The sequence below is a fragment of the Curtobacterium guangdongense genome (assembly GCF_049341845.1).
In the GTDB taxonomy this organism is placed as follows: Bacteria; Actinomycetota; Actinomycetes; order Actinomycetales; family Microbacteriaceae; genus Curtobacterium; species Curtobacterium guangdongense.
The window spans coordinates 48,153-70,890 of the sequence record NZ_JBMPIT010000001.1; the positions used below are offsets into that span (position 1 = coordinate 48,153).

The following is a 22,738-nucleotide window of genomic DNA, read 5'->3' on the forward strand; positions in this document are numbered from 1 at the left end:
GTTCCCTCGATCGGGGCGGGCGGGCGCGCGCCGGCGGGCGCCCGCGGCGCGCCTACGCCCGGCGCCGCACCCGCGGGTCCACGAACGCGTAGACCACGTCGACGATGACGTTCGCCGTCACCACGAGGAACGCCGAGAAGAGCGTGAAGCCGACGACCACCTGCAGGTCGAGCGCGTGCACCGCGTCGATGAGCAGCGCACCGAGCCCCTGCATCGAGAACACCTTCTCGGTGATGACCGCACCACCGAGGAGCGAACCGAGGTCGAGCCCGAACAGGGTCACCACGGGCAGGATCGCAGTCCGGAGTCCGTGCCGCACGACGACCTGGCGCTCGCGGATGCCCTTCGCGCGGGCAGTCCGGACGAAGTCCTGCGACATCGACTCGAGCATCTCGCCCCGCGTGAGCCTGGCGTAGATCGCCGCGCTGATGAACGCGAGCACGCACCACGGCAACACCAGGTGTGTGAACCACCCCACGGGATCGTCGGTGAACGCCACGTAGCCACTCGTCGGCAGGACCCCGAGGACGAACCCGAACAGCAGGATCGCCAGCAGCCCCACCAGGTACGACGGTGCGGACACTCCCGCGACGGCGATGCCCATGACCGTGCGATCGAACGCGGATCCGCGGCGGAGCGCCGAGACCGCTCCCCCGGCGACCCCGGCGACGAGCCACAGCACCGCGGCACCGACGGCGATCGACGCGGTGACGGGCAGGCGCGTCAGGATGAGCGACGTCACGCTGTCGTGGAGCTGGAACGAGTACCCGAAGCAGGGCGCGGCGCAGTGGATCACCGAGGCACCGGTGCCGAACGTGCGCCCGGTGAAGATCCCGCCGAGGTACGCCAGGAACTGCGCGATCCACGGCTTGTCGGTCCCGAGGAACGCCTGCACCTCCCGCAGACGGTCGGGCGTGCAGGGCTTGTCGCAGATCGCGCGCGCCGGGTTCGTCGGCAGCAGCATGAACAGCGCGTAGGTCACCGCGGCGACGACGAGCAGCACCACGACGGCGCCGAGCACCCGGAAGAGGACGAAGCGGAGGGTGGTCATCGCGTGCCTCCCCGCGGGTCGAGGGCGTCACGCAGCGCGTCGCCGAGGACGTTGAACGCCAGGGTGATGAGGAACAGTGCGGCACCGGGGAAGACGAGGTACATCGGGTCGGTCTGCACCCACCCGATCGCGTCGCCGATGCTGCGCCCCCACGACGGCGTCGGCGGGGTGACCCCGACGGCGAGGAAGGACAGCGCGGCCTCCGCACCGATCATCGAGGGGATCGAGATCGTCGCGTAGACGGTGATCGTCGCGGCGAGGTTCGGCAGGAGCTGCGTCCGGATCACGTGCCAGCGGCCGGCCCCGAGCGCGGTCGACGCGACGACGTAGTTGCGGGTGCGGAGCGACATCGTCTGCCCGCGGATCACGCGGGCGACCGACGGCCAGCCGAAGAACCCGATGACGAGCACGACCAGCACGGGCTTCGGGAACGAGGTCGGCACGATCGCGGTGAGGGCGATCATGAAGACCAGGGACGGGAACCCGAACATGACGTCGACGACACGCGACAGCACCCGGTCGTACCAACCGCCGAAGAACCCGGTCGTGACACCGACGAGCACCCCGATGACGAGCGACATGGCCGTCGCCGCGAGCCCGATCCCGAGCGAGGTCCGCGCACCGTACGTCACGATCGCGAAGAGGTCCCGCCCGGTCAACGGCTCGACGCCGAACCAGTGCGCGCCGCTCACACCGCCGAGCGCACCACGGGGCGCACCGAACGAGTTGAGCGCGTTGATGTTGTACGAGTAGGGGTCCTGCCCGCTGATCGCGGCGATCACCGGAGCGAACACGGCGACGAGGAGGAACACCACGATGACGATCGCCGATGCAACGGCCCAACGGTCCCGGCGGACACGACGGACCACCGCACGGAACCCGGTCGAACGGGCGCCGGACGTGGCGACCGGCCGGTCGACGACGTTCGCGGTCACGCGACACCTCCGGTCAGCGCACGCCACGCATCACGGCGGGTGGCCTGGCGTGCGGGGTCGGCCACGGGCGCGGCAGCGAGCAGCATGCGGGTGTAGTCCTCCTGCGGGTCGTCCAGCACGGTCGACGTGTCGCCGCGTTCGACGATGCGGCCGTCGTGGAGCACGACGACCTCGTCGGCGAGCTGCCGCACCACCGCGAGGTCGTGGCTGACGAGCAGCATCCCGAACCCGAACTCCTCCTGCAGCGACGAGAGCAGCTCGAGCACGGCGGCCTGCACGGTCACGTCGAGCGCCGAGGTCGGTTCGTCGGCGATCACGAGCGCCGGACGCAGTGCGAGGGCACGGGCGACGGCGACTCGCTGCCGCTGTCCCCCGGAGAGTTCGTGCGGGAAGCGTTCCGCCCACGACGGGTCGAGCTGCACCGCGACGAGGAGGTCATGGACGCGGCTCGTCCGGTCCGACGCGGAGACGCCGTGCACGAGCAGCGGCTCGGCGATGCTCCACCCGATGGTCTGCCGCGGGTTGAGCGACGACGCCGGGTCCTGGAAGACGATCCCGACGTGGCTCCGGATCTCGCGCAGCCGCCGGCCACGTGCCGTGCGGAGGTCGCTGCCGTCCACCTCGACGGCGCCGGCGACGACGGGCACCAGACCGGCGAGCGCACGCCCGATGGTCGACTTGCCGGAACCGGACTCCCCGACGAGGCCCAGCGTCCCGCCCGCACGCAGTTCGAGATCGATCCCGGAGACGGTCGGCGCACCCCGGCGGTCGTACCGGACCGCGACGTCGCGCATCCGCGCGACCACCGGACGGGAGGCTCGGCTCGGCTCCGCCGCGTCGGTGCCACGTTTCGGACTGGGCGACACATCACGCGTGTCTGGCTCCGCGAATTGTCGCTCAGCCCGAGACGCGGGCGCCGGGGCGGGCGCGGGACGAGCCTCTCCCCGCGAGCTCGGCCGTCCCGCCGCTCCGCAGGCTCCGCGGCGCGCCGGAACCGGCTCGAGGGGGCCCAGGCTGGGGACGGCTGCCAAGAGGGCGCGCGTGTACGCGGCCTGTGGCGCGCGGAACAGCGCGTCGACCGCGCCGTGCTCGACGGGCTCGCCGCGGCGCATCACGAGGACCTCGTCGGCGACGTCAGCGACCACGCCCATGTCGTGGGTGATGAGCAGCACGGCCAGGTCGCGCTCGCGGCAGAGCGTGCGGAGCAGGTCGAGGATGCCCGCCTGCACCGTGACGTCGAGCGCCGTCGTCGGTTCGTCCGCGATGAGTGCCACCGGGTCACCGGCGAGCGCCATCGCGATCATCGCGCGCTGCAGCTGCCCGCCGGAGAGTTCGTGCGGGTACGCCTTCCGGATGCGCTCCGGGTCGGCGAGCCCGGCGGACCGGAGCAGCTCGTCGATGCGTTCCGACACCGCGGCGCGATCGAGCCCACGCGGGTGCGCCCTGACGGCCTCGGCGATCTGCGTGCCGATCGACAGGACCGGGGTGAAGGAGTTCATCGGCTCCTGGAACACCACGCCGATGCCGGCACCGCGGACCGCACGGAGGTCGTCGACGGATGCGCCGACGAGCTCGGCACCGCGGAAGCGGATGCTGCCGGACACGCGTGCCTGCGGCGGCAGGAGGCCGAGCACGCTCATGGCGCTGACGGACTTGCCCGAACCGGACTCCCCCACGAGGGCGAGCACCCGACCGGGCGTCAGGTCGAAGGAGACGTCACGGACGACGGGCTCCGCGTCGCCGAACGCGACGTGGAGCCCCTCGACCTGCAGGATCGGATCGGTCACTTGCCGAGCGAGACCTTGAGGTAGTTCGGGTACGCCGGGAAGTCCGCGATCTGGAAGTTCTGCACGTTCGACCCGGCGAGGAACGACTGCTTCGCATAGGTCAAGGGGACGATCGGGGCGTCGGCCATGATCTTCCGGTCCGCCTCGGCCCAGAGCTTCTGCGCGGCCTTCTGGTCGATCGTGCCCGTGGCCTTCTCGATGAGGGCGTCGACCTCGGGGTTGCTGTACTTCGACACGTTGTAGCCGCCGTCGCCGATCTCCGACGACGCGAAGAGCGGCTGGATGTTGGCGTTCGCGCTCGGGAAGTCGGGCTGCCAGCTGAACAGCGCGAGGTCGAAGTCGCTGCCGTCGGTCGTCGCCGTGTAGAACGAGTCGATGTCGAGCGGCTTCAGCGTCACCGTGATGCCGGCGCGCTTGAGACCCGCCTGCAGCGCCTGTGCCTCGGCGAGGTTCGACGAGTCGTTCTGCGTCACGAGCGTCAGTTTCAGGTCCTTCACACCGGCGTCGGCGAGGAGCTTCTTCGCCTTGGCGACGTCACCCGTCGGACCTGGCTTGTACAGGTCGTAGTCCTGACGCCCGGCGATGCCAGGGGTGATGAGGGTCGACGCATAGGTGCCGGCGAGCGCGCCACCCGCTGCGATCCGGTACGACTTCTTGTCCACCGCGTACTGCAGCGCCTTGCGCACCTGGAGGTCCTTGAGGGAGTCCTTCTGCGTGTTGATCGCCATGTAGTTGATCGGGCCGGCCTTCGACGTCGCGAGGCGGTCCTGCGCAGCCGGGTTCGACCGGACCTGGTTCAGCTCGGCCGCTCCGAGGTACGTGGCGCCGAAGGAGTCCTTCGCGTCTCCGTTGTCGGCGATGAGCGTCTGGGTGACCGTCGACGGGTCCTGGCTCTCCTTGAACACGACCTTCGACGGACCCGCCGTGCGGACGTCGTCGGTCTTCGCGCTCCAGGACTTGTTCCGGACCAGCGTGATCTGCGAGCCCTGCTCGTTCGACTCGACCTGGTACGGGCCCGACGCGACCGGCTTGGCGTCGTACGCACCGGTGTCGGTGCCGTCGCCCTCGGGGACCGGGGCGAACGCGGGCATCGACACGAGCCACGGCCAGTCGCCGTACGCCGCGTTGAGCTTGAACACGATCGTGGAGTCGTCCGGGGTCTCGATGCTGTCGAGGCTCTTGCCGTCGAACGGCCCCTTGTAGTCGGCCCCGCCCACCAGCAGCGACTTGTGGTAGCTCAGCCCACCGGTGAGCGTCGGCGCGAACGAACGCTCGATCCCCCACTTGATGTCCTTCGTGGTGATCGGCGTCCCGTCCTGGAACTCCAGCCCCTTCTTGAGGTGGTACGTCCAGGTCTTGCCGCCGTCGCTGGAGTCGCCTGTGTTCGTCGCGAGGTCCGGGACCACCTTGGCGGTCTTGCCGGGCTCGACGTCCCATGCGGTCAGGCGACGGAGCACCAGGCCGAGCGTCGTGATGTTGAGGTTCTGGCTCGTCGCGGGGTCGAGGTGCACCGCGGTCGCCGTCGTGAGGATGTTCAGCGTGCCGCCCTTGCTGGTACCGGCCGACGCGTCGTCCGATGCACCCCCGCCCGAGCAGCCGGTGAGGACCAGGGCTGCGGCTGCGGCCACGGCCGCGGTGATGGTCAGGCGCTTCGGGCGTCTCATGACGGTGGTGCTCCTCGTGGGGGTTGCTGCTGCGGTACTGCCGTGCTGTGGCGGCGTCCATCCTGGCACCGGGCGGGGACACCGGGCACACGGCGACGACGCACGACGAAACAATCCAAGTCGTCTGGTACGGCCGGGCATTCCCGATCCACGGCACTCGGGCTGATACTCCAGTTTCGGTAGGCTGGATCGCGGGACCGCGACATCGCCGGATCGCGGGCCCAGGGCGAATGCGCGAAGCCCGGGACTGCAGCAACAGGCCCGGGCTTCGATTCGCTCTCCGAGTGGAAAGCCAGGGGAAACAACACTTCCCCCGAGTTCTTCGCTCGGGTGCAAGTGTAGCCGACCCCGGTCGGCTCCACACCCCTGGCCCACTGCTCCTCGTGTCCGCCGGCGACGACACCAGGAGGTCCTCGATGTCGCACGACGACGAGCGCCGGCCCAGGCGTCAGGTGCCGTGGTTGGGGATCGCGAGCTTGCTCGTGACCCTCGCCCGGTTCCTGTACGACGTCTCCCGCAGGGGCCAGTGACACGGGTGGCCGCGCCGCAGCCAGCGGCGCGGCCACTCCTCGTCGATCAGGCAGCGGTGCGAGCCGCCCGACGGGCGATCGCCGCCGTCCAGAGCGCCGACCCGAGGAACATCGCCGCGAGCACCGCCCACCCGATGGCGCCGAGGTCGATCGCCGTCAGGGTCACGACAGCGGGAGCGATCATCGCACCCACCGCGTACCCGGTGCCGTACACGCCCTGGTAGGCACCGACACGGTCAGCCGGAGCCATCTCGAAGCTCAGGCTCCACCCCGCCGCACTCGACGTGATCTCCGCCAGCGAGTGCACGAGCGCCGCGACGACGAGCACGGCGCCGGCGATCGCCACCGGCAGCCAGTCGTCGCCCCTGATCCAGCCCGCCGCGGCCCACAGTCCGCACGCCACCGCCATCAACCACCCGGCGTGCGCCATCGCCCGCCCGGCACCGGCGATCGTGCCGGTTCCCCGACTCATCCGCACCTGCAGCGCGACGACGACCGCGGTGTTGACGAGGAGCAGCGGCGAGACGAGCACGTCCGGCGCGATGGTGTGGCCGACGACCCAGAGCGGGACGGCGACCTCGAACAGCCCGAACTGGATGCCGAACACCCCGGTCAGCGCGGTCACGCCGAGGAAGCGGACGTCACGGTACGGCGACCGGCCGACGCTGACGGGTCGGACGATCGACCCCGTCTCGGTCCGCTCGGCCGGCGCGGCGTCGACCCGACGGCCAGGGAGCCCGAGCAGCAGGAACGCCGAGGTCACGAAGAGCACACCGGCGGCGATCATCGCGACGCGGTAGGCCGTCCCCGTCCCGATCGCGAGCGGGATGGCCGCGAGTGCCGTCCCGGCGGCGATGCCGACGTTCGTGACGGTGCGGAGCGTCGCCCTGACCCGGACGCGATCGCCGCCGACGAAGGCCCGCCCGATCGCGGCGGACCGGACCGAGGAACCGCCCTGCTGCGCGAGGGTGACGATCGAGGCGGTGACCACGAGGGTCGGCAGGTCCTGGACGAGGACGTACCCGACGAGCGCGAGGCCCTGGACGAGGTGCAACCAGACGAGCATCCGCCGCGAGCTCCAGCGGTCGGCGAGGTGCCCGAACCCGAGCGAGCTGACGACGCCGACCGCTCCCGCGACGGTGAGCGCGAGGCCGACCGTCACCGCGGGGATGCCGACGATGGTCGTGAGGTACAGCGCGGTGAGCGTGAAGAAGGCCCCGCGCCCGACCATGTCGACGACGGTCACGACGACGAGTCGTCGGAGGGTGTCGTCCCGCCGGATCATCGTGCGGATCGGGACCTCTGGGACTGCCGTGCTGCTGCTCACCCCTCCGTTCTGCCGGAGAGCGTGACGCGGACAAATCGATGTAGCTTGGTGCTTCATGATCCGCTACCAGCTCGAGGCGAGCGACGTGTCGACGGTCCGGTTCGGGATCTCGCCGCTGTCCGAACTCGGACTCGGACTGCGGGCCTTCCGGGCACCGGAGCGCTACCCGCTGCAGCGCCCGTGGCTCGACGGGATCGCCGCCGTGCGACCGCTGCTCGACGACGAGGTCCTGCTCGGACTCGTCGACGAACGGCGGTGGGTCGCCGACTTCGTGAACCCGCGCCCGGAATCGCCCCTGACGTCGTTCGACGACGAACTCGCCGTGCTCGGGCGGATCTCCCGGGCGCGCTTGCACGCGGATCTCGAGCGTGTGCACGGGACCGTCCCGGCGGTCTTCACCGGGCGGCACGATGCCGTCGTCGAACGCCTGCAGCACGCCCTGTCCGACGCCTGGCGACTCTGCTTCGCGCCGTACTGGCTCCGGATGCGCGCGGTGATGCAGTCCGACATCACGCACCGCGGTCGGATCGCGGCGCACGAGGGGATCGGCACCGTCCTCCGCGGCCTGTCCGACTCGGTGCGGTTCGACGGGAGGAACCTCGACGTCCGGCTCTCGAGCCCGATCGCCCGTGACCGCCCGGTGTCGGGCGAGGGCGTGACGCTCGTCCCGTCGATCTTCGTCGTCCGGGCGTCCACGCCGATCGACGACGACCTGCCCCCGACGATCATGTACCCGGCGCGGGGGCAGGGAGCGATGTGGTCGACGACGTCGCACCCCGACCAGGGGGCCGTCCGCGACCTGCTCGGGGTGACCAGGGCCGCGTTGCTGCAGGAGCTCGGGGAGCCCGCATCCTCGACGGACCTCGCGCTGCGGTTCGGGGTCTCGACGTCGGCGGTCAACCAGCACCTCCGCGTGCTCGAGCGCAGTGGTCTGCTCAACCGCACGCGCTACGGCCGCGCCGTCCTCTACTACCGGAGCGACCTCGGGCACGCGCTCACCCGGGTGACGTAGGCACGCCCGACGATCACCGGCTCAGCCGACCACCTGCACGGCGCGGACCGCGGAGCACCCCGACGCGACGAGCCCGAGGACGACCGCGCCCGGTCATGCGCTGATGGTCGGACGGATCGAGATCGTCTCGAACTGCGCCTCGTGCGGTGCGTCGACCGCGACCCGCACCCCGGCGGCGATCGTCGACGGCTGCACGTACGACTCGTCGGATCCCTCACGCCCCGACTCGCGTCGGATCGTCCGCGCCATGTCGGTGTCGACGAAACCGGGGTGCACGGACACGACCCGCACGCCGTGCGACCGTTCCTCCTCTCGGAGGCAGTCGGCCATCGTGCGGAGCGCGAACTTCGTCCCCGAGTACACGGCGCCGTCGGGGTAGGAGAACATGCCGGACCCCGAGTTGAGGAACACGACCGTGCCGCGGGCCGCACGGAGCGCCGGCAGGAGTCGCGAGGTCAGGTCGGCGACCCCGAACACGTTCACCTCGAAGGACCGACGCCAGTCGTCGCGCGTGAACGTGTCGAACCGTCGTTCGTCGGCGATGCCTGCCGAGTGCACGAGGACGTCGAGCCGGTCGACCCCGAGCGTTGTGACCGCGGCGCCCACCGAGTCGGCGTCGCCCACGTCGCAGACGAACGGGACGACGTCCGGCAGCTCGTCGACGAGTGCGGCGAGCGCTCCCGCCGACCGCGCGCCGACGATCACGGTGTGCGTGCGCGCCAGGTCGCGGGCGATCGCGAGGCCGATGCCCCGCGACGCGCCCGTGACGAGCGCGACCGGACGCGTCACGCCCCGACCGCGGCGACGGAACCGGCGTGCACCGTGCCGGCGTCGACCGTCGCCCCGTTCGCGAAGCGGTCCGGGTCGAGGAAGTCGATCTCCGTGTAGGGCGTCTCGCCCACGGCGATCTGCGCGAGGAGCTCCCCCACACCGGCGGCGTGCTTGAAGCCGTGCCCGTGGTCACCGCCCGCGATGACGAGGCGCTGGTCCCCGTTCGGCCGTCCGACCAGGAACTGCCCGTCCGGCGAGTTCGTCACCATGCACGGGATGGCCTTGACCGGCACCGGGTCGAGCTCCGGGAAGGCGTCGGCGACCCACGACGACAGCTGTTCGATGTCGTCGCGCGGGTGGATGTACCGATCGACGGTGTCGGCGTCGGTGTCGGCGAAGTTCGCGCCGGAGTCCTCCATGCCGATCTTCACCAGGTAGTCCTCGTCCGAGCCGTGCCCCCAGAGGTGTCGGCCGTCGGGCAGCTCGTGGATGAAGGCCGGGAACGCGTCGAGCGAGAACGACACCGAGGCGTCGGACTTCGGCGCGAACCAGTACAGCGGGGTGCGCCGCGGACGGAGCGGCAGCCCCGGGACGAGCTTGCCGTTCCAGGCCCCGGCCGCGACGACGGCCTGGGCCGCCTCGATCACGACGGTCGGGGTCGTGACCCGGACGCCGCCGTCGACGAGCTCGACCGCGGTGACGCGGGTGTCGGTGAACACCCGGGCACCGAGCGCGATCGCCGCTTCGCCCTGCGCACGGACGTTCTTCTCCGGGTAGCAGATGCCCGCACCGGGGTCGAGCACGCCGACGGTGTCCTCGGCGGTGCCGCCGTACTGCGGGAAGTCGCGGAGCAGTTCGTCGTGGTCGAGGTGCGTGACGTCGAGGCCGGCGCGTGCTGCGGCGGCCGTGACGCCGGACACCGGACGCGACGAGGGCGAGCCGGTCGACAGGCAGCCGGTCTGCCGGACGTAGGTCTCGCCGGTGGTCTCGCCGAGGGCGGTCCAGAGCTCGAGGGACTTCTGCGCGATCGGGGTCAGGCCGGGGTGCTCCTGGCAGGCGATGCGGAACAGCCGGGTGGCGCCGTGCGAGGAGCCCATGTGGTGTCCGAGTCCGTACCGGTCGATGCCGACCACGTCCACGCCACGTGCGGCGAGACGCCACAGGGCCGCTGATCCGAACGCGCCGAGTCCGACGACGACGACGTCGGTGGTGATGGTCTCCATGGGGTTCCTTTCGAGGGGTGCTGGATCAGCGACTGACGCGGCGGCCGAATCGCAGGCGGTCGGCCGCGGTGACGTTGACGGAGAAGCGGGAGGGGTCGAGGAAGGTGGCCGGCAGCTCGGTGGCCCCCGTCGTCGCGAGGTCGGCAGCGACGATGCCCATCGCGGGGGCGAGCTTGAAGCCGTGCCCGGAGAACCCACCGAGGACGGTCACGCGGTCGTCCCATCCGAGCGGTCCGACGAACGCGTCGTGGTCGGCCGTGTAGCCGTCCATGTACACGCCGGCACGGACCACCTCGGGGACGACCCCGGGGACGAGGGTCCGGATCGCGTCCCGGACCTCGTCGAACAGTGCATCGGGGGGTGTGCGGTCGAGGAGGTCGGGATCCGCGACCCGGTCCCACCCGTTGTTCAGGCCGATCTTGACGGTGGCGCCGTCGATGGACGGCCAGCCGGAGATGTCGAAGCCGTCGGACTGGCGGACGAAGATCGGGAACACGTCCTCCGTGAACCGCTCCGGCGTCGCCGTCGGGAACCAGGTCATCACGATCCGGATGACCTCATGCAGCGGCGTGATCCCCGGCAGGAGCTGGGACGTCCAGACGCCGGCCGAGACGACGAGACGCGGGAAGCGGAACTCCCGTTCGTCGGTGTGCACCTCGACCGCGGCGTCGGTCATCCGGATCTCCGTCACGCGGGCCCGTCGGTGGACGACTCCGCCGAGCCGCTCGGCCTCGGATGCGGCGAGCGCGACGGCGACCTCCGGCCGGAGGTACCCCGACTCGTGGTCGAGGTACGCGACGTCCCCGGCACGGACCGCGTGCTGCGGGTACCGGCTCCGGAGGGCGTCCGTGTCGAGGAACTCATGGTCGATGCCGTGCTCGGCGATCGAGCGGCCGACCGACTCCAGGAACGTGGAGCCGTCCGTCCCGATCATCAGCCCGCCGGTCATGTGCAACAGTCGCACGCCGGTGTCGGCACCGAGTCGTTCCCACTCGGCACGGGACCGGCGCAGGAGCGGCACGTAGTGACTGCCCTCGAGGTAGGCGGTCCGGAACAACCGGGACTCGCCGCCGGCCCCGGACCGGTCGTGTCCCGGTGCGAACTGCTCGAAGCCGATCGCGGAGACTCCGCGTCGTGCGAGCTGCCACATGGTCTGCGCGCCCATGGTGCCGACGCCGACGACGCCGACCTCCGCGTCGAACCGGGTCATCGGAGCGTCGGGTTCCGTGCGAAGCGGTCCGCGCGGAACCGGCCGACCGGCAGCGCGGTCTCCCCGGTGAGCGCGAGGTCGGCGGCGGCGCGGCCGATCACCGGCGACATCTTGAAGCCGTGCCCGGAGAACCCGGCCAGCACGACGATGCGGTCGTCGCCTGCGGTGTCCACGATGAAGTCGTGGTCGGCGGTCCAGGCGTCGACCTGGACGGCGTGCCGGACCGCTGCGGGGACGGCGTCGGGCACGTAGCGACGGACGTACTCGTCGACGACGGGGACCAGCTCGTCCGGCATGCGTTGGTCGAGGTCGTCGGCGTTCCCGAGGTGGTCGAGCCCTGCCGCGAGCCCGACCTTGACGGTCGCCCCGTCGGTGGTCGGCCAGATGCAGAAGTCGACGCCGGCGTCACGGCACACGAACGGGAACCGCTCGGCCGCGAACCGGTCGGGGTGGCGGACCGGGTACCAGTGCACGGCGATCGACTGGACGTCGAGACGGGGCAGCTCGATGCCGCGGATCCGGTTCGACCAGGCTCCGGCGGCCACCACCACACGGTCGAACGGGAGGCGCGCCCCGCCTTCCGTCACGACGGTCACCTCGGTGGGCCCCGGCTCCACGGCCACGACCGCGTCCCCGACGCCGACCGCGGCCCCGCGGTCGGTCGCGGCGCGCGCCGCGGCGGAGACGGACACCTCCGCTCGGATCACGCCGGACCGCTCGTCGAGGACGGCGATCTCGTCGTCGTCCATGACGGTCTCGGGGAACCGGCCACGAGCCTCCAGACCGGTCAGCACTTCGTGCGGCAGGTCGTTCTCGGTGACGGAGGCGACCACGCCGCGCATGAAGGCGGACTCGGGCCGGCCGATCATCAGGCCGCGCGTGAGGGTGAGCAGGTCGAGACCGGTCTCCGCTTCGAGCGCGCGCCACTCGACGAGCGACTCGGCGAGGAGCGGGACGTACTCCGGCCCCTCCGCGTACGCGCTGCGGAAGAGCCGGGTCTCGCCGCCGGCCGCGCCGAAGGCGTGCCCAGGTGCCCAGCGGTCGAAGCCGACGGCGTCGACCCCGCGCCGGGCGAGCTGCCAGAGCGTCATCGCGCCCATGGTGCCCGTCCCGACGACGGCGACGCGGGGTCCACCCGGCATCAGAGGACCTTCGAAAGGAACCCGGCGAGCCGCTCGGACTCGGGGTGTTCGAACATCGTCGCGGCCTCGCCCTGTTCGACGATCCGCCCCTGGTCCATGAAGACGACGTGGTCGGCTGCCCGGCGCGCGAACCCCATCTCGTGCGTGACGACGAGCATCGTCATGCCGGCCTTCGCGAGGCCCGTCATCAGGTCGAGGACCTCCTTGACGAGCTCGGGGTCGAGGGCGCTCGTGGCTTCGTCGAAGAGCATCACCTCGGGTCGCATCGCCAGCGCCCTGGCGATCGCGACGCGCTGCTGCTGCCCGCCGGACAGGCTCGACGGGCGGAAGTCCCGCTTGTGGGCGAGTCCCACGTCCGCCAGCGAGCGCACCGCCCGGTCCCTGGCTTCCTCGACGCCGAGTCCGCGCACCTTCCGGAGCGGCAGCACGATGTTGTCCAGGACGGTCTTGTGCGGGAACAGGTTGAAGTGCTGGAACACCATGCCGACGCGGCTCCGGAGACGATCCGGGTCCCCCGTGGTCATGTCGTCGCCGTCGAGCAGGATCGTGCCGGCGGTGGGTTCCTCGAGTCGGTTGACACAGCGCAGCAGCGTGGACTTGCCGGAGCCCGACGGCCCGATGATGCAGACGGTGTGCCCTGGCCGGACGGCGAGGTCGACGCCGTGCAGCACCTCGTTGGCGCCGAACCGCTTCGTGATCCCGCGGAGTTCGAGTCCGGCGCCGCGGATGTCGCCGACGAGGTCGGTCACCCCGGTGTCGACGCCCGGCGTGGTGGTGCCGTCAGTGGGCGTGGTCATGGTCATCCGTCCTGTCCGATCGTGACGGCCCCGGCAGGGGCGGTTGCTGGTGCGGCCGTCGACTGGCCGGGGCCGCCGGCGTCACCGGCGTCGACCGCGGCGCGACCGGTGCGGAGCCGGCGGTCGATGACGTTCACCAGGTGGGTGAGCGGCACCGTGATGAGCAGGTAGAAGATCCCGGCGGTCACGAGCGGCGAGAGGTTCGCGTAGGTCACGGCGGCGTCCTGACCGACCCGGAAGAGTTCACGCTGCGAGGTCACCAGGCCGAGGAAGTACACCAGCGACGAGTCCTTGACGATCGCGATGAACTGGTTCACGAGCGCCGGCAGCACCCGCCTGATGCCCTGCGGGATGACGATCAACCGCATGGCGGGGCCGTAGCCCATGCCGAGCGCCCTGGCCGCTTCGAGCTGGCCCTTGTCGATCGACTGGATGCCGGACCGGAAGATCTCCCCGATGTAGGCGCCGGCGATCAGGCCGAGGGCGAGGATGCCGAGCGGGTACGGGTTGCCCTTGGTGATCGGGTTGAACAGCGGCGCGAGCCCCTGCCCGAGCACCAGGATCGTGAGGATCGCCGGCAGGCCCCGGAACACGTCCGTGTAGATGCCCGCCAGCACCCGGAGGGTCCGGCTGCGGGAGACGGCGAGCGCGGCGAGACCGAGCCCGATGACGATGCCGACGACGGTCGCCGCGGCGGCGAGCAGCAGGGTGTTCCAGAGGCCGTACCCGAGGATGTCGGGCAGGACGACGAGCATGTCCGGGACGTTGAAGAACGACTGCAGGAGCGTCTGGAGCTGGTCCATGGTCGCGGCCTACTTGTCGGTCGGCTGGAACTGGTCCGGCACCGGAGCGTCCGGGTAGTACTTCTTCTCGATCTCCAGCCACTCGCCCGAGGCGATGATCTCCTTGATCGCCTTGTTGATGCCCTTCTTCAGCGCGGGCTTGTCCTTGTGCATGCTCATCGCGACGGGGTACTCCGGGAGCTCGATGTTGATCGGCATCTCGATGCTGGTGTCCTGGTCGACGAAGTCCTGGGCGATCGGGTAGTCGAGGAAGACCGCGTCGATGCTGCCGGCCTGCATCGCGGCCTTCGCGGCGTTGTTGTCCGGGTACCGGACGATCTGGACGCCGGGGAAGTGGTCCTGGGCGTACTGGTCCTCGAGCGTGCCCTGCATCAGGCCGAGGCGCTTGCCCTTGAGCGACGACGCCTTCTTGGTGATCGTCGACCCGGAGGGCGTGATGATCGAGATGTACCCGATGAAGTAGGTGTTCGAGAAGTCGACCGACTTCTTGCGCTCGGGGGTGACCGACGTGCTCGCGGCGGCGACGTCGAGCGACCCCGCGGCGACGGCCGGCAGCAGCGTCGAGAACTCCTGCTGCACGAACACCGGTTTGAGGTCCATGTGCTTCGCGATCGCGGTGGCCATGTCGACCTCGAAGCCCGTGAGCTTCCCGTTCTCGGTGTAGGCGTAGGGCTTGGCGTCGCTCAGCGTGCCGATCTTCAGCGTGCCGGCGGTCAGGGTGCCGTAGTCCTTCGACGAGGTGGACGTCGAGGCGGAGGAGGTCGTGGAGCAGGCCGTGAGCCCGACGGCGAGGGCCGCGATGACGGCGACCGCGGCGGCCTTGGAGTGGGTGCGTCGCATGGTGACTCCTGTGCTGGGGAGGATGGGTGGTGCGGGCAAAATCACCGTAAGCGATGCAAGCGTTCGAAAAACGTTCGGAAATAATTTAGTAACACGACCTTTACGGCGTCGTATCGCAAGTCCGTGGAAGTACCGTGCGACGATCAGGACATGGAACTGCGCGATCTCCGAGCGTTCACGGCGGTCGCCGAGGACCTCTCCTTCAAGGACGCCGCCGCCCGGCTCGGCATGAGCCAGTCGGCGCTCAGCCAGTCGGTCTCACGGTTCGAGCGGGAACTCGGGGTGTCGCTCTTCGAGCGCGGACAGCGGCGGGCACCGGAGCTCACGCCGCAGGGTCGCGTCCTCGCCGCCCAGGCGAAGGCACTGCTCGACCACGCCGAGCAGGTCGAGGCGTCGGTCGTGGACGAACCGACGGCGACCGTGCCGCTCAAGGTCTCCTCGATCTCGTCGACGTTCGCCGGACTGGTCCCCCGCGTCGTGCCGCGACTCCGCGCGGCCGTGCCCGACGTCCGCGTCTCGCTGATGAGCGTGTTCGACACCCACGTGACCCGTGCCGTCCTCGAGCACCGCGTGGACTTCGCGTTCGGACGACTCTCCGAGGCACCGGAGGGTGTCGACTTCTCGTTCGTCGCGCACGAGCCACTCGTCGCCGCCGTGCCCTCGACGCACCCGCTCGCCACCCGCGATCGCATCGCCCTCGCGGAGCTCCGGGACGACCCGTTCGTGCTCTTCCACCGCGACGAGGGGATCCCGGGCTACGACGCCATCGTCAGCGCCTGCGTGCGGGCCGGGTTCTCACCGCAGATCCGGACGTATTCGCTCGACGACGTCGCGATGCTCTCCTCGATCGCGTGCGGCCTCGGGGTGTCGCTCATGCCGTACGTGTCGACGCTGCACGCCTTCGACGGGGTCAGCTACGTCCCGGTGACGGACGAGCACGCCACCACGCCGCTCTCGGTGCTCCGCCGGCAGCACGACGGACTCGTCGCGGCGGACCTGCTCCTGGAACTGGTCCACGACGAGATGCGGACGCTCGCAGCGCGCGAGGTCGCGCGCGGCAACCGACCGCCGCTGGTGCCGTAGTCCGCCTGCACACGACCGGACGGGAGGCCCGGCTCGGCTCCGTCAGGCCAGCACGCGCTCCAGGAACGGGTTGCGGAACCGGCCCGCCGGGTCGAGTTCGCGGGCGAGCGCGGCGAACCGCGCCAGGTGGGGGTACGCCCCGTGCAGGCGCTCCGGCGTCGCGGCCGAGACCTTCCCCCAGTGCGGGCGCGGGTCGAACGGGGCGAGGACGTCCTCGATCCGCTCGACCGCGGCGGCGACGGCCCCGACGTCCCGGCGGAACGTGAAGTGCACGCCGACCGACTGCCGCTCGGACGAGGGTGCGAGCCACGCGGTGTCGGGCGCGACCGTCCTGATCTCGGCGGCGATGAGGATCGGCGCGAACAGGTCGGCGAGCGGACGCAGCGCCCGGAGCGCGGGGACCGCCGCTGCGGCGGGCAGCAGGTACTCCGCCTGGATCTCGGCACCGGTGGACGGGGTGAACGACGACCGGAAGTGCGGCAGTCGCTCGGACCACGGGCCGGGGACGCCGCCCTGCTCGGTGACGCCGGCCGGGTCGTTCTCCCCGGGGTGCACGGGGCCGGTCGCGGCCCTGGCACCGAGTGCGACGAGGTCGATCGTCGGTGCCGGCTCGTCGACGCGGCGCTTCGTCCAGACCTGTCGCGCGCCACGATCGTCGAACGACGTGAACATCGACACCGAGTACGCGTCCGACATCACCGCGTCGAACTGTGACTCGACGGCATCCCACGGCAGGTCGAGGTGCACGGTCGTGGCCACCTCGAACGTCGGCTCGATCGCGAGCTCGACGGCGGTCACGATCCCGAGTGCCCCGAGCGCGACCCGGTGCGCGTCGAGGTCGCCGTCGGGCGAGTCCCCTGACACGTGGACCACGTCGCCGGACGCACGGACCACGTCCAGCCCGACCACCGCCTGCGCCAGCGAGGGGTTCCGCACACCGGAGCCGTGCGTGCCGGTGGCGACGGCCCCGGCCGTGGAGATGTGCGGCAGGGACGCGAGGTTCGCGAGGGCCCAGCCACGAGCCTCCAGGCCGGACGCCACCTGAGCGTGCGTCATGCCGGCGGCGACGCGGACGACCCGCCGCTCCGTGTCGATGTCGAGCACGGGCGGCAGGTCGGACAGCGTGACCTGGACGGCGTCGGTGTCCGCGATGGTGTTGAACGAGTGCGTGGACCCCAGCGCCGTCAGTCCTGGGGTCGACGCGACGAGCTCCTGCAGCGACGCCACCGAGGTGGGCCGCAGCAGCGCCGATGCCCCGTAGGTGACGTTGCCCGCCCAGTTGGTCCGCTCCGTCGCGATCACGTCGCTCATCGTACGGTCAGAACCCGCGGTCGAGACGGTGCCAGACCTGCTGCCCGCGCACCTCGTCGCGGAACCCGCGGGAGGTCGTGTGCTCGTCGATGACCAGGAACTCGGTGCCGAGGATCGTCGCGAGGTCCTCGACCACCTGCAGCCCCACGGCCGTCGTCATGACGGTGTGGTGCGCGGCGCCGGCGGTGAGCCAGGCCTCGGCGGCGACGGGGAACGAGGGACGGGGCTCCCAGACGGCCCGGCCGACGGGGAGCTTCGGCAGTGCCTCGGTCGGCGGGACCACGTCGACGACGTTCGCCGTGAGACGGAACCCGTCGCGGGTGTCGGACAGCGCGACCACGACGGCCTCGCCGGAGTCGGCGGTGAAGACCAGGCGCACCGGGTCGTCCTTGCCGCCGATGCCGAGCGGGTGGATCTCGAGCGTCGGACGCGACGACGTGAGCGTCGGCGAGACCTCGAGCATGTGCGCGCCGAGGATCTTCTCCGCACCCGGGGTGAGGTCGTACGTGTAGTCCTCCATCAGGGAGGCGCCGCCCGGCAGCCCCGCGCCCGCGACGTTCATCGCGCGGACCAGGACGGCGGTCTTCCAGTCACCCTCGGCGCCGAAGCCGAAGCCGTCGGCCATCAGGCGCTGCACGGCGAGACCGGGGAGCTGCTTGAGGGACCCGAGGTCCTCGAAGTTCGTCGTGAACGCCGCGGAGCCGTTCTGCGACAGCAAGGCGCGCAGGCCGAGCTCGATCGCGGCACCGTCGCGGAGGGACTGACGACGCGCACCGCCGTCGCGGAGCTCGTCGACCACGTCGTAGTGCTGGTCGTACACGGCCACGAGCGCGTCGATGTCCTGCTCGCTCGCCGCGGAGACCGCCGCGGCCATCTCGTTGACGGCCCACGTGTTCACCTGCACGCCGAGCTCGATCTCCGCCTCGGTCTTGTCACCCTCGGTGACCGCGACGTAGCGCATGTTGTCGCCGAACCGGGTGAGCTTCAGGTCACGGACGGCTGCTGCGCCGGCTGCCGCGCGGCTCCAGTTCGCGACCCGCTGCTGCACGCGCTCGTCGGACACGTGCCCGATGGCCGTCGCGTGCCGGACACCCATGCGCGCGAGGGCGTAGCCGAACTCACGGTCGCCGTGCGCCGCCTGGTTGAGGTTCATGAAGTCGAAGTCGATGTCCGCCCACGGCAGTGCGACGTTCGCCTGGGTGTGCAGGTGCAGCAGCGGCTTGGTCAGCGCGTTCAGGCCGCCGATCCACATCTTCGCGGGGCTGAAGGTGTGCATCCAGGCGGTCACGCCGATGACGGTGTCGTCGGCGCTCGCCTCGATGAGGGCGCGGCGGATGCCGTCGGCGTCCTTGAGCACGGGCTTCCAGACGAGCTTCACCGGGACGTGCGGGGCCAGCTCGGCGTGCACCGCGCGGCTCTGCTCCTCGACCTGGCGCAGGGTCTCCTCGCCGTACAGGCCCTGCGACCCGGTGAGGAACCAGATCTCGTAGCTGTCGAGCGTTTCTTGCGGGTCCACCTGCGTCATCGCATGGCTCCTTCGGGGTTCTGTCCGGCTGTGTCTTCTGACGGCCGTTGGCCGTACACGTTCTGGTAGCGGTCGAAGAGTCGATCGATGTCGTCGGGGGCGATCGGCACGACCTCGCCGCCCTGTTTCGCGATGTGCACCGTGCGGGCGACGTCCTCGCACATCACGGCTGCCTTGACGGCGTCCTTCGCGTCCTTGCCGATCGTGAACACGCCGTGGTTCTGCATGAGCACCGCACGGGAGCGGTGGTCGCTGAGCGTCTCGACGATGCCGTGGCCGATCGAGTCGTCGCCGATGATCGCGAACGGGCCGACCGGGATCGGTCCGCCGAACTCGTCCGCCATCGCGGTGATGACGCAGGGGATCTCCTCGGCCCTGGCCGCCCATGCGGTCGCGTAGGTGGAGTGCGTGTGGACGACGCCGCCGACCTCGGGCATGTTCCGGTACACGTAGGCGTGCGCCGCGGTGTCGGAGCTCGGCCCGTGGGCGTTGCCCCAGCCGTCCGCCGGCACGCCGTCGAGCGTGCAGACCACCTGGTTCTCGGGCGTCAGGTCGTCGCTCGACACCCCGCTCGGCTTGATCACGAAGAGGTCAGTGCCCGGCACGCGTTCGGAGACGTTGCCGCCGGTCCAGATCACGAGTCCGTAGCGGACCAGCTCGCCGTGCAGGGAGGCGACGCGCCTCCGCGTCGCGGCCACTGCCTCCTGGACGGCGCTGTCGTGGACGCTTGCTTCCGTCATCGGGTCACTTCCTCTGCCTGGAGGCTCGGTTCGGCTCGGGCCGTCGTCTCGGGTTCGTCTGTGGTGGCGTCGTCGTCGTGGCTGGTGGCGTCGTCGTCGCGGGTGGTGGCTGCGACGGCCGCCGCCTGCAGGGGCAGCCCGGCCCGGAAGCGCTCGAGGTAGACGCGGAACCCCTCGACGTCCCGCTCGTCGGGGTCCGCCACGTGCACGGCGTCCGCGGCGAAGACCCGCGTCTGCAGGTACTCGGTCAGGTCGGTGTCCGAGGCGTGCTCCAGGTAGGCCGCGAGGACCGCGATCCCCCACGCGCCGCCCTCACCAGCGGTCTCCTCGAGCGCCACGGGTACCCGGAGCGCTGCCGCGAGTAGTCGTTGCGGGGCACCAGGGGTCCGGAAGAGCCCGCCGTGCGCGGTCATCCGGTCGACGCGGACGTCCTCGCCCGCGAGCACGTCCATGCCGATCGCGAGCGTGGCGAACGCACCCTGCACCTCGGCACGGACGAGGTTGCCGAGCGTGAACGCGCTGCCGGCACCACGGACCAGGAGCGGTCGACCGTCCTCGACGTGCGTGACCGGTTCACCCGCCAGGTAGTTGTAGGACAGCAGCCCGCCGGCGTCCGGATCGGCCCGCTCGGCCTCGGCGAGCAGCGTCGCGTAGACGTGGTCGACGTCGAGCGGGCTGCCCGCGGCCTCGGCGAACCGGCCGAACACCCTGGCCCACGCGGCGATCTCACTCGCGCCGTTGTTGCAGTGCACCATCGCGACGGCGTCGCCCGCGGGGGTCGTGACGACGTCGATCTCCTCGTGCGGGGTCGTCATCGCGTGCTCGAGGACCACCATCGAGAAGATGCTCGTGCCGACGCTGACGTTGCCCGTTCGAGGTGCGACGGCGTTCGTCGCGACCATGCCCGTGCCGGCGTCGCCCTCGGGCGGGCAGAGCGGGACGCCGGGCTCGAGCGTGCCGGTCGGGTCGAGCCAGGCGGCACCCTCGGGGGTGAGCGTGCCGGCATCCTGCCCGGCGACGAGGACATCGGGGAGGAGCTCCCGGACGTCCCGGCCGATGAGTCCGTCGGCGGTGTGGAGCATGGCGGCGTCGTAGTCCCTGGTCGCCGGGTCGATGGGGAACGCCCCGGACGCGTCACCCACGCCGAGCACGTTCCGTCCGGTCAGCCGGCGGTGGACGTACCCGGCGAGGGTGGTGATGCCGGCGACCTCGGCGACGTGGGGCTCCTCGTCGAGGACCGCCTGGTACAGGTGCGCGACCGACCAGCGGAGCGGGATGGTGAAGGACAGTGCCTCGCTGAGCGCCGCAGCCGCCGGGCCGGTCGAGGTGTTGCGCCACGTGCGGAACGGCACGAGGAGCTCCCCTGACGCGTCGAACGCCAGGTACCCGTGCATCATCGCGGACACCCCGAGGGCGCGGAACGTGGTGGGGCGGACGCCGAACCGTTCCTCGACGTCGGAGACCAGGGCGGCGTAGGCGGCGCGGAGTCCGGTCTCGACGTCGTCGAGGGAGTAGGTCCAGCGCCCGTCGACGAAGGCGTTCTCCCACTCGTGGTCGCCGCTGGCGACGGGGACGAGGTCCTCGTCGATCAGGCACGCCTTGATGCGGGTCGATCCGAGCTCGATCCCGAGCGTGGTGCGCCCGTCCAGGACCTGGTGTCTGCGGTCGTCGCTCATGGTTCCCTCCCGAGACCTCGTCGTCCGTTCGTGAGCGCTCACATCCTGGCACGTGAGCGCTCACTCTCGCAATCCCGTCCCGCTGTGCGTGCGTGTCCCCACGCGCCCGAGGTCACCCAATGCGCCGAGATCGCACTTCGTGTCGGATCGGATGCCGCCGAACCGACACGGAGTGCGATCTCACCGCACGGGCGCGGGCGGGCGGGGCGCGCGGGCGGGTGGGGCGCGGGCGTCAGGCGCCGAGGGTGCTCTCGCGGAGGACGAGCGACGGGGTCACGACGGAGGACTCCGGCGCGGCACCGTCGATCAGGTCGAGCAGTGACCGCCCGGCGACCCGACCGAGCTCCTCGAGGCGCAGGTCCACCGTCGTCAGCGGCGGGCGGCTCGCGAGCGCCATCACGTCCCAGTCGTCGAACCCGGTGACGGCGACGTCGTCGGGCACGGACCGCCCGGCCTCGCGCAGCCGATCGCACACACCGCGCGCGATCTGGTCGCTGCCGCACACGATCGCGTCGACGTCGTCGTCCCCGCGGAGCAGGACGTCGGCGGCCTGGCGCCCCCAGCGCTCGGACCACTCGCCGTACATCGGCGGCACCACGAGTCGGGAACCGAGCACCTCCGACGCCCCGGAGACACGACTCGACGCCGAGTGGTGTCGCGCCGGACCGGTGACGATCGCGACCCGTCGCCGGCCGATGGTCACGAGGTGGGAGGCGACGAGTCCGGCGCCGTGCGCGTCGTCGACCGTCACGGAGACGTCGGCGGGGTCGGTCGACGGGGTGAACGCGTAGACGACGGGGATCGACACGTCGATCGGGGGCCTGGCGTCCGCGGACCGTCCCGTGACGATGATGCCGTCGACGCCCCGCGCGACGAGCGAGCGGAGGTAGTGCGATTCTCGGACGTGGTCGTCACGGGTGTCGCAGAGCAGCACGGCCATCTGCCCGGCGGACAGGACGTCCTCGGCACCGAGGAGCACCGGGATCGAGAACCGGCCGAACGAGTCCGTGGTGATCATCCCGACGGTGTAGGTCCGCCCGGAGGAGAGTGCCCGCGCCCGGGCGTCCCCGACGAACCCGAGCTTCTCGGCGGCGTCCTTCACCCGTTCGCGGGTGGAGTCGCGCAGCTGCCCGGTCCCGTTGAGGGCCTTCGACGCGGTGCCGATCGACACCCCGGCGAGCGCCGCGACGTCGGTGATGCGCGCTGGACGCTCCAGTGTCACGGCAATCTCCTTTCCGGATCGGCAGCGAGATCACGATCATACGATCATCTCAGCAATTCGGTCTTGCGCACCGCCGGGACCTGTCGTAG

The 22,738-nt window shown here is 71.1% G+C and carries 19 protein-coding genes; 2 read left to right on the top strand and 17 right to left on the bottom strand.

The features are described 5' to 3' along the window. Positions 1–52 precede the first annotated feature (52 nt). The 5 genes from ACO0E1_RS00230 to ACO0E1_RS00250 all read right to left on the bottom strand — a co-directional run bounded on the left by ACO0E1_RS00230 (position 53) and on the right by ACO0E1_RS00250 (position 7,294). Positions 53–1,051, bottom strand: a complete 999-nt coding sequence (locus tag ACO0E1_RS00230; RefSeq protein ID WP_422872314.1) for an ABC transporter permease — start codon at positions 1,049–1,051, stop codon at positions 53–55. After that, positions 1,048–1,986 carry an ABC transporter permease gene (locus ACO0E1_RS00235; RefSeq protein ID WP_422872315.1) on the bottom strand — a complete coding sequence of 313 codons (939 nt, stop codon included), beginning with the start codon at positions 1,984–1,986 and terminating at the stop codon, positions 1,048–1,050. Before ACO0E1_RS00235 ends, ACO0E1_RS00230 begins: the two co-directional genes overlap by 4 nt. Then, positions 1,983–3,773, bottom strand: coding sequence for a dipeptide ABC transporter ATP-binding protein (locus ACO0E1_RS00240; protein ID WP_422872316.1), 1,791 nt, complete (start codon positions 3,771–3,773; stop codon positions 1,983–1,985). The genes ACO0E1_RS00235 and ACO0E1_RS00240 overlap by 4 nt, the downstream gene beginning before the upstream one ends. Next, complete coding sequence (locus ACO0E1_RS00245) at positions 3,770–5,437, bottom strand: ABC transporter substrate-binding protein (protein WP_422872317.1); 1,668 nt, start codon at positions 5,435–5,437, stop codon at positions 3,770–3,772. Before ACO0E1_RS00245 ends, ACO0E1_RS00240 begins: the two co-directional genes overlap by 4 nt. Before the next feature lie 576 nt (positions 5,438–6,013). Continuing rightward, positions 6,014–7,294: an MFS transporter gene (locus ACO0E1_RS00250; protein ID WP_422872318.1), complete on the bottom strand. Its 1,281-nt coding sequence runs from the start codon at positions 7,292–7,294 to the stop codon at positions 6,014–6,016. A 55-nt stretch (positions 7,295–7,349) separates the two neighbouring features. On the opposite strand from ACO0E1_RS00250, the gene ACO0E1_RS00255 reads away from it, so the two are divergent. Continuing rightward, positions 7,350–8,306: an ArsR/SmtB family transcription factor gene (locus ACO0E1_RS00255; RefSeq protein WP_422872319.1), complete on the top strand. Its 957-nt coding sequence runs from the start codon at positions 7,350–7,352 to the stop codon at positions 8,304–8,306. A gap of 93 nt (positions 8,307–8,399) precedes the next feature. Here ACO0E1_RS00255 and ACO0E1_RS00260 read toward each other — a convergent pair whose 3' ends face one another. The 7 genes from ACO0E1_RS00260 to ACO0E1_RS00290 are packed head-to-tail and all read right to left on the bottom strand — an operon-like array spanning position 8,400 to position 15,092. Continuing rightward, on the bottom strand, positions 8,400–9,095 hold the full coding sequence (locus ACO0E1_RS00260; RefSeq protein WP_422872320.1) for an SDR family oxidoreductase: 696 nt from the start codon (positions 9,093–9,095) through the stop codon (positions 8,400–8,402). Then, entirely contained in the window at positions 9,092–10,300 is a 1,209-nt protein-coding gene (solA, locus tag ACO0E1_RS00265) for an N-methyl-L-tryptophan oxidase (protein WP_422872321.1), read from the bottom strand. The genes ACO0E1_RS00260 and solA (ACO0E1_RS00265) overlap by 4 nt, the downstream gene beginning before the upstream one ends. A gap of 25 nt (positions 10,301–10,325) precedes the next feature. After that, a complete protein-coding gene (gene solA / locus ACO0E1_RS00270) occupies positions 10,326–11,510 on the bottom strand; it encodes an N-methyl-L-tryptophan oxidase (protein WP_422872322.1) in 1,185 nt (394 codons plus the stop codon). Beyond that, complete coding sequence (gene solA / locus ACO0E1_RS00275) at positions 11,507–12,652, bottom strand: N-methyl-L-tryptophan oxidase (RefSeq protein ID WP_422872323.1); 1,146 nt, start codon at positions 12,650–12,652, stop codon at positions 11,507–11,509. The genes solA (ACO0E1_RS00270) and solA (ACO0E1_RS00275) overlap by 4 nt, the downstream gene beginning before the upstream one ends. Continuing rightward, the gene (locus ACO0E1_RS00280; RefSeq protein ID WP_422872324.1) at positions 12,652–13,455 is read right to left on the bottom strand and encodes an amino acid ABC transporter ATP-binding protein; all 804 of its coding nucleotides are present in this window, start codon (positions 13,453–13,455) and stop codon (positions 12,652–12,654) included. Before ACO0E1_RS00280 ends, solA (ACO0E1_RS00275) begins: the two co-directional genes overlap by 1 nt. After that, positions 13,452–14,252, bottom strand: a complete 801-nt coding sequence (locus ACO0E1_RS00285; protein WP_422872325.1) for an amino acid ABC transporter permease — start codon at positions 14,250–14,252, stop codon at positions 13,452–13,454. The genes ACO0E1_RS00280 and ACO0E1_RS00285 overlap by 4 nt, the downstream gene beginning before the upstream one ends. 9 nt (positions 14,253–14,261) lie before the next feature. Then, entirely contained in the window at positions 14,262–15,092 is an 831-nt protein-coding gene (locus ACO0E1_RS00290) for an ABC transporter substrate-binding protein (RefSeq protein WP_422872326.1), read from the bottom strand. Positions 15,093–15,242: 150 nt separating this feature from the next. Between ACO0E1_RS00290 and ACO0E1_RS00295 the strand changes: the two genes are divergently transcribed. Next, entirely contained in the window at positions 15,243–16,175 is a 933-nt protein-coding gene (locus tag ACO0E1_RS00295; RefSeq protein ID WP_422872327.1) for a LysR family transcriptional regulator, read from the top strand. A 42-nt stretch (positions 16,176–16,217) separates the two neighbouring features. Here ACO0E1_RS00295 and ACO0E1_RS00300 read toward each other — a convergent pair whose 3' ends face one another. The 5 genes from ACO0E1_RS00300 to ACO0E1_RS00320 all read right to left on the bottom strand — a co-directional run bounded on the left by ACO0E1_RS00300 (position 16,218) and on the right by ACO0E1_RS00320 (position 22,649). Continuing rightward, positions 16,218–17,477: a D-arabinono-1,4-lactone oxidase gene (locus tag ACO0E1_RS00300; RefSeq protein ID WP_422872328.1), complete on the bottom strand. Its 1,260-nt coding sequence runs from the start codon at positions 17,475–17,477 to the stop codon at positions 16,218–16,220. Positions 17,478–17,493: 16 nt separating this feature from the next. Continuing rightward, on the bottom strand, positions 17,494–19,011 hold the full coding sequence (gene araA, locus ACO0E1_RS00305) for an L-arabinose isomerase (protein ID WP_422872329.1): 1,518 nt from the start codon (positions 19,009–19,011) through the stop codon (positions 17,494–17,496). Next, the gene (locus tag ACO0E1_RS00310; RefSeq protein WP_422872330.1) at positions 19,008–19,751 is read right to left on the bottom strand and encodes an L-ribulose-5-phosphate 4-epimerase; all 744 of its coding nucleotides are present in this window, start codon (positions 19,749–19,751) and stop codon (positions 19,008–19,010) included. Before ACO0E1_RS00310 ends, araA begins: the two co-directional genes overlap by 4 nt. Beyond that, entirely contained in the window at positions 19,748–21,427 is a 1,680-nt protein-coding gene (locus tag ACO0E1_RS00315; protein ID WP_422872331.1) for a xylulokinase, read from the bottom strand. The genes ACO0E1_RS00310 and ACO0E1_RS00315 overlap by 4 nt, the downstream gene beginning before the upstream one ends. A gap of 232 nt (positions 21,428–21,659) precedes the next feature. Further along, a complete protein-coding gene (locus ACO0E1_RS00320; protein WP_422872332.1) occupies positions 21,660–22,649 on the bottom strand; it encodes a LacI family DNA-binding transcriptional regulator in 990 nt (329 codons plus the stop codon). Positions 22,650–22,738: the final 89 nt, after the last annotated feature.

Bases quoted from the DNA above. Each gene is read 5' to 3' on its own strand.
- ACO0E1_RS00230 (WP_422872314.1), bottom strand. From the start codon at position 1,051: ATGACCACCCTCCGCTTCGTCCTCTTCCGGGTGCTCGGCGCCGTCGTG.
- ACO0E1_RS00245 (WP_422872317.1), bottom strand. From the start codon at position 5,437: ATGAGACGCCCGAAGCGCCTGACCATCACCGCGGCCGTGGCCGCAGCC.
- ACO0E1_RS00255 (WP_422872319.1), top strand. From the start codon at position 7,350: ATGATCCGCTACCAGCTCGAGGCGAGCGACGTGTCGACGGTCCGGTTC.
- solA (WP_422872321.1), bottom strand. From the start codon at position 10,300: ATGGAGACCATCACCACCGACGTCGTCGTCGTCGGACTCGGCGCGTTC.
- solA (WP_422872322.1), bottom strand. From the start codon at position 11,510: ATGACCCGGTTCGACGCGGAGGTCGGCGTCGTCGGCGTCGGCACCATG.
- solA (WP_422872323.1), bottom strand. From the start codon at position 12,652: ATGCCGGGTGGACCCCGCGTCGCCGTCGTCGGGACGGGCACCATGGGC.
- ACO0E1_RS00280 (WP_422872324.1), bottom strand. From the start codon at position 13,455: ATGACCATGACCACGCCCACTGACGGCACCACCACGCCGGGCGTCGAC.
- ACO0E1_RS00285 (WP_422872325.1), bottom strand. From the start codon at position 14,252: ATGGACCAGCTCCAGACGCTCCTGCAGTCGTTCTTCAACGTCCCGGAC.
- ACO0E1_RS00290 (WP_422872326.1), bottom strand. From the start codon at position 15,092: ATGCGACGCACCCACTCCAAGGCCGCCGCGGTCGCCGTCATCGCGGCC.
- ACO0E1_RS00295 (WP_422872327.1), top strand. From the start codon at position 15,243: ATGGAACTGCGCGATCTCCGAGCGTTCACGGCGGTCGCCGAGGACCTC.
- araA (WP_422872329.1), bottom strand. From the start codon at position 19,011: ATGACGCAGGTGGACCCGCAAGAAACGCTCGACAGCTACGAGATCTGG.
- ACO0E1_RS00310 (WP_422872330.1), bottom strand. From the start codon at position 19,751: ATGACGGAAGCAAGCGTCCACGACAGCGCCGTCCAGGAGGCAGTGGCC.
- ACO0E1_RS00315 (WP_422872331.1), bottom strand. From the start codon at position 21,427: ATGAGCGACGACCGCAGACACCAGGTCCTGGACGGGCGCACCACGCTC.